This window comes from Streptomyces sp. NPDC049687 (genome assembly GCF_044465285.1).
Lineage (GTDB): Bacteria > Actinomycetota > Actinomycetes > Streptomycetales > Streptomycetaceae > Streptomyces.
Genome location: NZ_JBITLN010000004.1, coordinates 352,252 through 364,530, shown reverse-complemented (window position 1 = coordinate 364,530; position 12,279 = coordinate 352,252). Strand labels below are relative to the sequence as shown.

Below are 12,279 nucleotides of genomic sequence, written 5' to 3'. Positions count from 1 at the left end.
TGCGCGCCACGCCGTCCGGCGCACGATCGGCGCCGACAGGTTCTTCGCAGTCGTGCGGCGCCGGTCACGCATTCACCGGTACGGCAACGCCTCATGCCCGCAGTTCGAGGCCCCCGTTCCGAAGTGCGGTCAGGGAATCGCGGGCGGCGTCGGCCCAGTGCCGGGAGTTCCACTGGTTGGCCACGCGCTCGGCTCGCATGAAGTGTTCCCGGGCCTCATGCCTGTGGCCGAGAAGCACGGCGAGTTCCCCGAGGGACTGTGCCACAGGCCGCAGAGCGATGCAGAGGCTGGCGGCCCCGGCCACTTCGTCCCGGAAGGGCAGCAGCATCGGATACAGCTCGGCGGCCTCGGCACGGTCGTTCAGGGCGACGACGGCGACGGCCCTCAGCGTCGCCTGGATGGAGAAGGAGAAATCGCGCCGGAGGGGGATTCGCTCGGCGTACACCTCTCGGGCGCCTTCTGCATCGCCGACGGCAAGCAGGGCGAGGACGGGGAGAGCCTCGCCGGTGGGGCGGATCTGCCGGTACACGGCCAGTACCGCGGGAGCGATGTCGGCAAGTCGGCCCTGCTGTTGCCGCATGCAGCCGAGGGCCAGGGCGACAAGACCCTCCAGATTCACCATTCCTTGCTCGCGCAACACGTCCACGGCCTTCAGCAGGGCCTGCTCGGCCTCCTGGAAGCGACCCTCCGCCATGGCGAGCATCGGGTGTCGCAGCAGGCCGAGTGCGTTCGTGCCGGCCAGTTCATGGCTCCGCGCCAGTTCATCGGCCAGGTCGAGATGACGATTGAGAGCGGGCAGGTCGTTACTGACCGCGGCCACTCGTGCAGCCGTGTACTCCGCGATCCAGGCGTACTCCGGCATGTCGTCGGCCTTGGCGAGCACGGCGAGTTCCCGGTTCAGCGTCAGCACTGCGTCCGGGCCCCGCAGAAAGTCGACGATTCTCAGGAGCGAGGTGATCGACAGGGCGACCAGACGCGGTTCACCCAGGCTGCGGGCGAGCGCCACGGCCTCACGCGCCGGCTCCTCGGCATGGACGTCCGCGAGGTCGTGGGCGCAGGCGAGCCTGTCCAGCAACAGGCACCGCTGGCGCGGCTCCAGGTCGGCGCGGTTCAGCAGCCGGGTCAGGTCCGCAACGGCCACCGCGTCGGTGATCCCGTAGCCGCGTGAGTACCACGGGGTGGGCTCGGTCCACGAGCTGTAAGCAGCGACCATCAGGTCGTCGCGCCCGTGGCTGCGCGCCAGCTCCACCGCCCGGCCGAGGGCCTGCTGCGCGCCGAGCATCGCGCCGAGCCGGACCCGGATGTGAACGAGACGGCCGAGCAGCGCCACCTCCAGTGCCGGGGCGTCCGTCGTGGCGAAGGCCGCAGGGTGTCGCTCCAGACACTCCAGAGCCCCGTTCAACAGGACTTCGCCCACGTGCGGCGCGTAGCGCTGGACCGCCTGTTCCGAGGCTCTGCGAGCGTATTCCACCGCGAGCGGCGCGTCAGCGGCCAGAACGTTGCAGGACCGAAGGAAGTGATGAGCGACCGCCGCCACATCGCGGGAGCCGAGCTTCAACAGGCAGTGGCCCAGCCTGGAATGAATGCGGGCCCGACGCAGTTCGGTAAGGTCGGCCTCCAAGGCCTCGCGGACCAGCGCGTGGCAGAACCTTACCTGGCCGGGACCGGGTTCGACGACCAGTCCGGCAGCGACGCCTGCATCCAGAGCGTCAAGAACCCGCTCCTCGTCCGCGTCGGCCGCGGCGACCAGCAGATCCACCGTCGTCTGTCGTCCGGCCACCGCCATGAGCCGCAGCACCGCGAGATCGGCCGGCTCGTAGCGCGCGAAACGGCGCCGCAATGTGTCGAGAATGCCTTGCGGAACCCGGGCGAGAGCCTCCCGTTCTCCCTCTTCGGCAAGCAGCAGGGCGCTCTCGCGCAGGTAGAACGGATTACCGCCGGTGCGCTCGGCGAGAGCGACGGCTGCCTGATCGCTCACCGCGACAGGGCAGACCTGCTGCACCAGGTGCCGCGCCTGCGGTGCGGTCAGCCCGTTCAGCGCGAGACGAAGTGGGGAGCAACGCGCCAGGCGGCCGAGAGCCTTGGTCATGTTGCCTTCGTCAGGACGGTAGGCGGCGACCAGAAGCAGTGGGGCGGTACGCAGTTGCTCGGCGCACAGCAGGAACAGTTCGAGGCTTTCCTCGTCCGCTCGGTGAAGGTCGTCCAAGAGGAGGGCCAGGGGGCGCTGGGCAGCGATGTCCCGGAGCCAGGACAGCAGAGACCGGTGCATGCGGAAGCGGCGGGCTCGGTTGCCGTCTGTGGCCGTCCACGCTTCGGGGGCGTCGGGGGCGTCGCCCGACAGCAGCGCGACGAGGTCATCGGCGGGCGGGGCGGCGACGGCGAGGGTGCCGACGATGTCGAACCAGGCCCAGCCGGGAGGTACCCCGTCGGTTTCCGGGCACTGTCCGCCGGCTACCAGCCACCCCTGTTCGGGGAGGTGGCTCTCCAGGTGGTCGAGCAGGCTGGACTTGCCGATTCCCGCTTCACCGGAGAGCAGGACGACCTGCCCCCGACCCTGACGTACCCGGGCTGCCGCCGACGCCAGCTCGGTCAGTTCGGTGTCCCGGCCCAGGAGCTCGGCGGCCGCCACCGGCGCAACCTGAGTTGCACGCTGTGAGGTCGGTTGCGAGGACGCGATCTCCTGCGGCGGGTGGTCGGTGACGGCCGGACGCGTGGAGCGATGCAGGATGTCCAGCCGCTGCTGGAGCACGGCCTGTTCCAGTTCGACGAGTCCGGGGCCCGGGTCGACACCCAGCTCGTTCCGTAGACTGTCCCTGGCCCGCCGCAGCGCCGCCAAAGCGTCCCCCTGGCGGCCGTTTGCCCACAGAGCGAGAGCCAACAGGCGCCAGCCCTCCTCGCGCAGCGGCTGCTCGCGGGTGAGCGTGTCGGCGTCCGCGAGTGCCTCGTGCAGAGCGCCGCTGTTCAGGCGGGCAGCAGCGAGGGTTTCGCGCCCGGCATGCCGCAGCTCCTCCAAGCGCATACTCTCGTCCGCCGCCCACGGTTCATCGGCGAACTCGGCGTAGGCGGTTCCGGACCAGAGGTTCATCACCGCCTTCAACCGGTGAGCCACCTCGGCGTCATGCCCCGGTGGAAGCGCGAGGCAGGCCGCCAGCTCGCGTTCGAAGTGCCAGGCGTCCACGAGGTGCTGGTCCGGTGACAGCCGCAGGGCATAACCATACGGCGCACTGGCCAACAAACGTGCGGGCGCCCGTGGCAGGCGGTCGGGTTCCAGGACTCGGCGCAGCCTCGCGATATAGCCCTGCAGGGAAGCGTGAGCGCTCGGCGGCGGGGTCTCCTGCCACAGTTGTTGCACGAGCCGGTCCACAGGCACGTACGCCCCGCGTGCGATCAGCAGCTGGGCGAGGATCGCACGCGTCAGGCGGCTGCCGAAGTTCGCCGTCTGCCCTTCAACCTCGACCCGCAGGGGGCCAAGCACGCATATCTTGACCATGGTACGGCGACCCTAAAACAGGTGAGGCCGATGAACGAACCGGCCCGCCAATGTCTCACCAAGTGGACCGTCAAAAAAATGGCTCTGCCCCGTAATCGGTGGTAGCGCTGTGTGGTGATCAGTGGAGGAGGATGCGGTGGCGGAGCAGGGGGAACCCGGCTCGGCCGTGCATCTGCCTCATGATCCGCTTGGTTCGGCTGTTGACGCCCTCGGTGCGGCCGTTGTGGTACGGGAGGGTGAGTCCGGCGTCGACGGCGGCGCGGTCGAGTTCGAGGCCGTTCGTGAAGGAGTGCAGGTGGGGCAGGCCGACCGGCGGGGACCGTGGTGATCCATTTGGTGAGCTTGGCGTCGTTGCCCTCCGCCGGGGTCAGTAGCTGCGTGAACTCGCGGGTGAGTCGCGCGAGTTCCGTCATCTCGGTGCAGGCTGCGGTGAGTTCCCGCAGTAGTGCGGTGTCCTTGTCGCGCAGGTACTCGGGGTGGGTGAGCAGGAGGCGGGCGAAGCGCTGCGGGGTGGTGACCGGCTGGTCGCCCTCGGCGCGGCCCTGGGTGATGTAGCGGTAGAGCAGGTTGAGGCTCCCGGTATTGCCCAAAAAAGGACTCATTCACGCGGATGAGTCAGATCAGGTTGCCCAAGCGCAGCGTCCAGCCGGTCGGTCATTCGCCCAGATACCGATGGCACAGCGCTCCCCCAGAACCGCTGCCGCACACAGGGCCTCCGCCGCGCATCCTCTGTCACGGACGCCCCTATAACGGGGGGTCGGTGGAGGCCGTCGGGACCAGGTTGAAGACCTCGCGGGCAGCATATCGCTTGAGGCAACGGATGATCTCACGACGGGTTTTGCCCTCCTGCGTGCGGCGCTCGTAGTACGCCTGGGTACTCGGGTCGTGGCGCAGTCGAGTGAACACGATGCGGTGCAGAGCGGCATTCGCCTGCCGGTCGCCGCCATGGTTGAGGCGACGCGAGTTCTGCTGGCCCGAGGAGTACTCGATGGGACTGACCCCGCACAAGGCGGCGAAGGACGCCTCGGTGCTCAGCCGCTCAGGGTTGTCGCCCATGGTGATCAGGAGCGTGACAGCGGAGTCCGGGCCGATGCCAACCGGTGCGAGCAGTTGCGGGGCGTGGCGTTCGACGAGCCCGGTCAGTCGCTGATTCAGCTCATCGATCTGCACCGTGAGCTGCTCGATGCGCTCGGCCAGCAGCCTCAGGGTGATGCGAGTGGCCCGGGCGACGGCATCCTCGTCGACGGCTGCCTTGGCGCGCAGGCCGAGGGCGCCGCGGGCAGGGAGCTCGTCGGCTTCGCCGCCGCACCGGTCGGCGGCCGACTTCTCACCCAGCGCGGGCAGGCCGTCGGCGCCCATCGGGCTGGGGGTGGACCACGTGCCGGAGGCGTCGATGACAGCGCGGGCGATGATGCGCTCCTCGCGGCCGTCCGCGGTCTGGATGTGCACGGTGAAGGGCTGTTCGTCACGGCCCGCGTCGACGATGCGGTCGCGCCCGGCGCGGGCCACACCGATCACGGTCGCGCCATAGCGGACCTTGTCGCCGAGCACGTCCGCAAGCGGCTGCAGATACCTCTCGGCCCAGTCAACACCCGTGGGATACGTCACCCCGTCGGGCCGCACCCAGCCAGTCGGGGCGAGGAGCTTCTCGGCGGCCGGGTCGATGACCTCGGACCAGGGGGAGAACAGCCGGACGTGCGCCCAGTCGCGGACGGCAGTGCCGGCCGACGGACCGGCTTCCAGCACCAGCGGTTCGATGTCCCGTTCGATGAGGTGGGCGGCGGTGGCCAGGCCGATCGGGCCGGGGGACGTTGGGTCACCCAGGTCAGGTCTGTGGCGTACGCCAGGTCCTTCGACATGGTGCTGAGGAAGGAGCAGCCGGATGCCGACGTGAGGGGTTGACGGCGTCACGTGGGGCGGTCACCTTCGACAGCGGACTGCGAGGGAGCACTCCCACGCCACCCTTGAAACCTCTCGGTGCGGAAGCCGGGCGGCCCAGCCTCGGTCGGCACCGCCCACGCCTCGTTGCCCGCCGACGGCGCTGCCCTGCGCGGCGTCCGGCACGCGCAGGCGGTGGTCGACCTCGTCACGGATGACAGCTCGGCGACCGCGTCGGCCGCCCCGGGGCCCGCGAGGGGTGGGGCCGCGACCGGCCGTGTAGAGCACCGCGCGCCCCGCACCGGACACCACCACGGGCACGGCGACGACGGAGCGGATTCCCTCCGTCAGCACGGGCGGGTGAGGACCCAGCCACCCAGCCAGGTCCCGGCGGGCACCCCAGCGCAGACCCGCCGTCCGCACACCGATGTACTGCGTCGGGCATGCGGCGGGACCACACCTGCGTCAGTACCTTCCGTTCTGGTTTACCTCGTCGCTGTCACCGGCGGCCGTGGTCACCACGGCCCACACGTCATGGAGGGTGTCGCGGGTGCCCTGGTCGTGGTTGTACCCGAACTGGAAGACGTACTGCCCGGCGTCGAGGGTGACGCCCGGGTTGAGCGTCACCACGTAGTCCACCGCCCCGTCCGAGCCCCTTCCCGTGTGCACCGTGACCTTGTCACCGAGCGACGTCCAGACGCCGGTGTTCGCCACGCCACCGGTCTGGGCTATGTGCAGGACGACCTTGAGCGCGGTGAGCTTCTTGGTGGTCGTGACGTTGATGGAGCTCTGGCTCCAGTAGTCCTTCGGAGACGCCACGGAGGTGTGGACGGAGAGATAACTGCTCTGCCGGACCACCGGGGACGTCGTGGTCGTCTGCCGGGACAGGACCTGCGGGGTGTGCGACGGCTCGGGGGTGTACGACGGACCGGGGGTGTGATCGCTCTGGGCGCGGGGGTGGGGGAACGCCGCCTTCCCGACCACGGCCGCCGGATGGCCTTTCGGATGCGTCGTCGGGGTCGGAGCCGGGGAGCCCCCCTCGTCGAGGTCGTTGCCGGGACCCACGATCGGATCCGGACGCACCTTGGCGCTCGCGGCGGACGGATGCGAGCTCAGTCCCTCCGCCATCCCTACGGCCGCGAGGAGACCGCCGGCCGCGACGGCGACGCCGAGAAGCCACTTCGAGACGGCGTGGCCTGCGATGCCAACGGCCCCCGCGGGAACCGGCGCGGCGTGCGCACCGCGCTGCTGCTTGGCGGCGGTCGCCTGCCACAGTGCGACGGAGGACTCGTTGTCGGCAGCCTTCGCGTCGCCCTTCGCATCGTCTCCACCCTCCTCAGGAATGGCGGCTCCGCCCTCCTCACGAACGGCGGCCGTCTCCGGTGCCGGGCTTGCCGCTGCCGCGGGCTCCGCGGCCCGCGCGGACGTGCGCTGCCCGGTGCTCGGGGTCTCGTCCCCGTCCCCCGGAGTGACCCAGGGCAGAGGTTGGTCCCACACGGAGCCGGTCCCCGGACCGGCCTGGCCGCCGGCACCGCCGTCCGGTGCTGTGCGCGCGGGTGCGACCGCGACCTGTCCGGCGGATCCGCCCGACCCACCGGGATCGTCGGAGGCGCTGTCTCCTGGTCTCATCTGGGCCTTCCTTATTCCTCGTCGGTACGGCTGCCGGCGTCGGCAGCCCATTGATCACCGTTGATCAGCGTGAGAAACCTGTTCGCACTGGCCTCGGTGGTCTTCGCTCCGTCCGGCTGGTGCTCCAGCACCTCGGACTCGTTCCCGGGCGCCGACGCCGGGGGCGGCGTGGGGGGAACGGGAGATTCTGGTGAATGGCCGTCAGACGCGGCATCACCGTTGATGCGGATCAAGAACGCCTCGAACAGGGGGTCAACCTGCCCGCCCTCGTCGTTGCCGACATTGCCCACATGGTCGGGCTCCGGCTCGGTGACGAGGACTTCCGACACCGCGGACGAGTCGGCGACGGCGATGGGGAGCATGAAGTACAGGCCCCCGGGCGCCGGTACGAGCAGCTTCCCGTGCGGGCCGGAGAGGACGACCTCCACGTCGGCCTTGTAGTAGCGGAACGGCCGGACGGAGGCCGTGTTGCGCTCCAGGATCTCCTCGGACTCCGCGGCCCGGTCCTCGGACGTCTGGCTTTCGTAACGAAGGGGCACCACGTCCCGCTGCGGATCGTCGTCGACCTTCCAGCCGCCGACGGCACCGATCGCGGCGAACCAGGCGCGGGTCGTGCCGCTGTGGTGCTCCTCCGTGTCGCGCCCCTGGGTGAAGTGGCGCGACAGGATCTCCACGTCGGACTCCGGCAACGCCATCAGGCGGGTGATGCGCATGCCCACCGTCACCTTCTCGCCGCCGACCAGCACCTCGTAGCCGTGCCGCAGCAGCCTCTCCAGGCTCATCCGCATCTGCACCTCGTTGGTGAGGTGGTCGTACAGCATGCCGAAGAACGTGGTGCTGTCCGGACGCCAGGACTCCGGCGCCGTCGGCAGGGGGCGCGAGGTGGTGGGCGCCGCGGGCAGTACGGCCCAGCGGTTGATCTGGGTCGCGGCGGGCAGCGCCCAGGGGTGCCCGTGCTCGGAGACCAGGTCCACCAGCGCGTCGTTCAGCGGCTGTTCCTCGGCCTCCCACACCGGCGGGTCGGCGTCCGGCACAGAGTCGGCGGTCCGCTGTGGCGCCGGGCCCGGCCGGACCAGGTGGGCGGGGACGACGACCCGTACCGAGCCGTCGACCACGCCGTCGTCCTCGGATCGCCGGGGGAACCGCGCGAGGAACGACTGCCGCTGCCGGAGGCGGCCCGCCGCGTGACGCCGGTGGCCCATCAGGCTGGAGACAGCGAGCGTCACACCGTGGAGGAGACGGACGGGCGCGGAGAGCACCTCGGGCATCTGCCGGGTGAGGGCCATCTCGATCCTGAACCGCTGCCGCAACTCGAACTCGACCGAGGGGTTGCGGGTCTGGCCCCAGTAGACGTCCACGCTCTCTTCGTGCACCTCGTGTTCCGTGCTCGCCTCCCTGGACCAGCCGGCCGCGACCTGGATCCCGCCGACCAGGGAAGTGCCGGTCCTGCCGTGCAGTTCGCCATGGACCTCGGCCTCGGTCGAGCGGGACGTGCTGGCCGTGTTCTCGGTGATCGCCTTGCCCCGCAGCATCATGGTCAACTCGGGCCGCTCATGCTGCGAAGTCGGCTCCAGGGTCTCGGCGGTGACCTTGGTCCACAGGTAGCGGGTGGCGCCGAAGGCCGACGGAATCGGCAGCCACCGCGTCACCCCGGTGGTGTTCAGCAGGGTGAACTGGTCGAGCAGGGCCGCGGGTGAATAGGACGCCTCGATGGCGCTCAGCAGCAGGCTGGGCCGGTGGCCGGAACCGTCGGGGCCGGGCCGCAGCAGGCCCTGCTCGGTCAGCCACCGCTTCATCCTCTCCTGCACGCCGTCGGCCTTCAGCACCTCCGGGTGGGTCGCGCCGGCCAGCAGTGCCGGGTCGAAGTGACCGGTCGGCTCCTTCGGCTCGACGGTGGCCACGTCGTCCGGTTTCGGCAGGTCCAGGTCGAAGATCCGCCGCTCGGGGACCACGAACTCCAGTCCGTGCTTGACCTGCAGCGTCAGCTCGTCGCTGGTCGTGCCGGACGTGCCGCGGGTCAGCGGATCGGTCAGGTGGGGCCTGCGCCACCGGCTGAGGGTGATCCGGAACACCGCGTGGGCGCGGTAGGCGTGCTTGGGGCCGCCGTACGTGCCGCGCGTGATGCCGACCGGTCCGACGGCAGTGCCGTCGCCGGTCTCCCAGCCCCGTTCGAACGCGCCGCCGAGCGTGCCGCCGAACTGGACGGTCCGCCCGTCGTGTTCGGTCGTGGACGGCTGCTCACCGGTCGAGAGCCGCTCCGCACCGGCCCCGACCCCGGCCAGATCGTCGCCCTCCTCCTTGTCGTGGCCGAGGTGCACCATCGGACCCAGCCGGCCCGCCACGCCGACGGTACGGGTGCGCCCGTCGGTGCGCTCGTAGGTGGCCGTCCCGCTGGTGTTCTGCCACAGCTGGAAGCCGGCGCCGCTGTGCGCCCGCACGTGGTACGGGTCAACGGCGATGATCCGCAGCCGCAGGGCCTGGTGCCACCCGTCGGGCCCGTCGGGCAACTCGGCCAGCCGCCCCTGGTCATCGGTCAGCGACGCGAAGTGCGCCACCAGTTCGTTGGGAGCGAAGAGCTTACTGATCGCCGCGGGCCAGTTCGCCGAGTCCGCCAGCCACGCGTCCGGGTGGCCGTTGGCCTTCCGGTACATCTCCGCCGTCGCACGCACCACCTCGGGCGGGGCCACGATCGACCGGTACACCGCGGCGGTGCCACGGCCGGCGAAGTCCACCTGCCGGTCCTGGGCGGGAGGCGACTCCAGCGGCTGTGTGTCGTATGCCTCGCGCAGCACCTCCTCCGGGATCTTCTCCGTCGGCACGTGCAGGTGCGGCACGGCCACCCGGGCCACCACCTCGTCCGGCTTGTCGATCCACCACTTCTGCTCCGGGTGACCGTCCGTGCGTACGGAAAGCTCGTAGACGACGTCGTAGACGTGCTCGTCGGCCTTGCCACCCATGTCGGCACGCTGGGTGGACTTCGCCGCGCCGGAGAACTCGTGCTTGGTTCCGCTTCCGAAGCCGCCGGTCAGACCCGCCTGCCCGAGTTGGAGTCGCACGGCCTCGGTCAGCTCGACCCGGGCACGTGCGCCCAGGAAACCCCGCAGGCTCCAGCTGTTCTTCCGTTCGCCGGAGATGACGGCACTCTGCCCGGAGCGGACGTTGAGCGAGAGGGGCCGCGCCTCGTCGCCGGTGGCTCCGCCGACGCGCTCCCGCAGCCGGGCGGTCACCGACACGTCGTACGTCCGGCTGCCCAGCCGTACGGAGTGCTCCATGACCGACAACAGCTTCACCACGTCGACCTCCAGGGACGGCCGCCCGAACGCGGTGAGCAGCTCCTTGTCCGCGCCCGCCCAGTTCACCCGGGGGCGGCGCAGCTTGAGGAAAGGCGGCTGCGAAGTCAACCTGGGTCGGCGGCCGGTCAGCTGTTGGTGCATCTGGCCGATGACGGTCTTGATCTGGTCGTGGACCAGTTCGGCACCGGGCAGTGCGAGGAGGGTGCCGAAGCCCAGGCCGTTGCGCGTCGCCAGGGCCAGCGGCTCGCGCGGGTGCGGAGCCGGCAGCTCCGCGTCCAGCCGCGCCGGGCGCTGGTACGCCGTCTCCGGCAGACCGACGCCCAGCTCGGCCGCCTCGGCGAGCAGCGCCCGCACGTACGGCCGCGCCTCCACCGGGCCGTTGGGCTCCTGCGCCTGCCGCAGCAGCGGAGCGTCCTGACCGAGCACGCGGTGTTCGAAGTCGGCGGCCTCATGGCTGGGGACGCCGAGTTCGGCCGGCACGATACGGGTGAGCGGCTCGATCCGGTGCGTGGTGGAGCGCACCTCGATGGTGACGTTCAGCCAGGCGCGGTACCGGGCATGGTCGTCGTTGGTCTGGATGATGGTGTGGGTGGCGGTCGCCACGGCCAGACTGTGACTGCTGCCGCGCTTCATCTCGCCGGTGAGCGAGAGGAACTCCGCCGGTCCCGCGGTGATCCGCCCGCCCAGCGAGAAGCCGCTGGTCGCGCCCTCCTTCCGTCGCACGACCAGCGCGCTGGAGGAGTCCTCGCGCACCGGGACCTTCTTGGTGTCGCCCAGATACTCCAGGCCCTCGATCGTCGCGGTGATCGCCACGTGGCCCTTGAAGGACCGGCCCAGACCCGTGGAGCGGGACACCCGGTCCGTCACCAGCTCGTTGGCCAGCAGGTACCTGGTCCGGTTGATGAAGGTCCGCTCGTTCAGCTGGACGAGCGTCCGGTCCATCAAGTCCCGTACGACGTCGGCGGGCAGTCCAGCGGTGTGCAGCCGTCGCTCGAACTCGGCGGCCGGCTGGATCAGATCGACCGCGTTGATGATGGGCCGCGCCCGGTGACGCCCGGTGCCCGGCTGCTCGCCCTCAGACGGTGGGACGTCGTGCTTGACGTGACGCAGAGCGCCGGTGGCGGTCAGGGACTTGGGGAGCCGCACGGTGAAGCGCGCACCCGTGACCAGGTCGTGCGGTCGCTCCTCACCGTTGACGAAGACCCGCACGTGCAGGCCCGCGCGGAACAGCGTGCTCTGCTGCATCCAGACCTTCCGGTCGAAGACCACGTCGCGGTTCGTCTGCGTCTCACCGGTGCGGTGCGCCTCGACGGTCAGCACCGGCGCCGGCACCACCGAGGACACGACCTTCGAGCCGGTGGAGAGCGTCGTCAGCAGGGACGTCCCGGTCCCCCAGCCCCGGTCCCACGCCGACTTCTGGGTGGTGGCCAGGCTGCCCCAGCTGAGGGTGTACTGCTCGATCGCGGGCGTGTCCAGCGGCAACGGCTCGACGTCGCGCAGCACCGGCCGCAGCGACACCACACGATCACCCGCCTGGAACCGCATCCCCTGCTGGAGGATCGCCTCCCAGAAGTCCTGCTGCCGCTCCCGTTCGGCGGCGGATGAGGCGGCGGTGCGCCCGCCGAACGCCAGCGCCCCGGGCACGGACCCGCTCCGGAGCAGCGTGCGCAGGCCCTCGCGGACGCCCGTCTCCAGCTCGGCGCCGTCGCCGTCGCGCCGCACCGCATCCGTGATGTCGTTCGCCCACCGCCGGACCAGTTCCTCGTCCCAGGGGTCGACGGCGGTGATGTTCAGCTCACCGTGCGCGTCCATGCCGTCCTGCTTCATGTACCAGGGGGCTTCGGCGTGCGGGGGCTGCGGCACGGAGGACGTCTCGGGCTGCTCGTCCTCGTGGATCTCCACGGTGTCCGTGGACGGACGCGACCCCTCATCCTCATACGTCTCCACGGTGTCCGTGGACGGACGCGACCGCTCGTCGTCGTGCACCGT

Annotated in this window: 4 protein-coding genes and 1 pseudogene (1 of these 5 only partly in view); all 5 read right to left on the bottom strand. The window is 70.6% G+C overall.

From position 1 onward, the window contains the following. Positions 1–91: 91 nt before the first annotated feature. A complete protein-coding gene (locus ACIBVL_RS15805) occupies positions 92–3,490 on the bottom strand; it encodes a BTAD domain-containing putative transcriptional regulator (protein WP_399097711.1) in 3,399 nt (1,132 codons plus the stop codon). A gap of 118 nt (positions 3,491–3,608) precedes the next feature. Further along, positions 3,609–4,077: pseudogene (locus tag ACIBVL_RS15800) on the bottom strand (transposase); the annotation flags it as partial. A 157-nt stretch (positions 4,078–4,234) separates the two neighbouring features. After that, a complete protein-coding gene (locus tag ACIBVL_RS15795; protein WP_399097930.1) occupies positions 4,235–5,314 on the bottom strand; it encodes a transposase in 1,080 nt (359 codons plus the stop codon). A 519-nt stretch (positions 5,315–5,833) separates the two neighbouring features. After that, complete coding sequence (locus ACIBVL_RS15790) at positions 5,834–6,997, bottom strand: hypothetical protein (RefSeq protein ID WP_399097710.1); 1,164 nt, start codon at positions 6,995–6,997, stop codon at positions 5,834–5,836. An 11-nt stretch (positions 6,998–7,008) separates the two neighbouring features. After that, a protein-coding gene (locus ACIBVL_RS15785; protein ID WP_399097709.1) for a hypothetical protein crosses the window boundary here: on the bottom strand, positions 7,009–12,279 show its 3' portion. Its footprint extends 22,212 nt past the window's final position; 5,271 of the gene's 27,483 nt are visible here — the last part of the coding sequence; its start codon lies beyond the right edge, outside the window — the gene reads right to left on this strand; the stop codon is at positions 7,009–7,011.

Coding starts and splice junctions, on each gene's coding strand:
- ACIBVL_RS15790 (WP_399097710.1), bottom strand. CDS start 6,997: ATGAGACCAGGAGACAGCGCCTCCGACGATCCCGGTGGGTCGGGCGGA.
- ACIBVL_RS15805 (WP_399097711.1), bottom strand. CDS start 3,490: ATGGTCAAGATATGCGTGCTTGGCCCCCTGCGGGTCGAGGTTGAAGGG.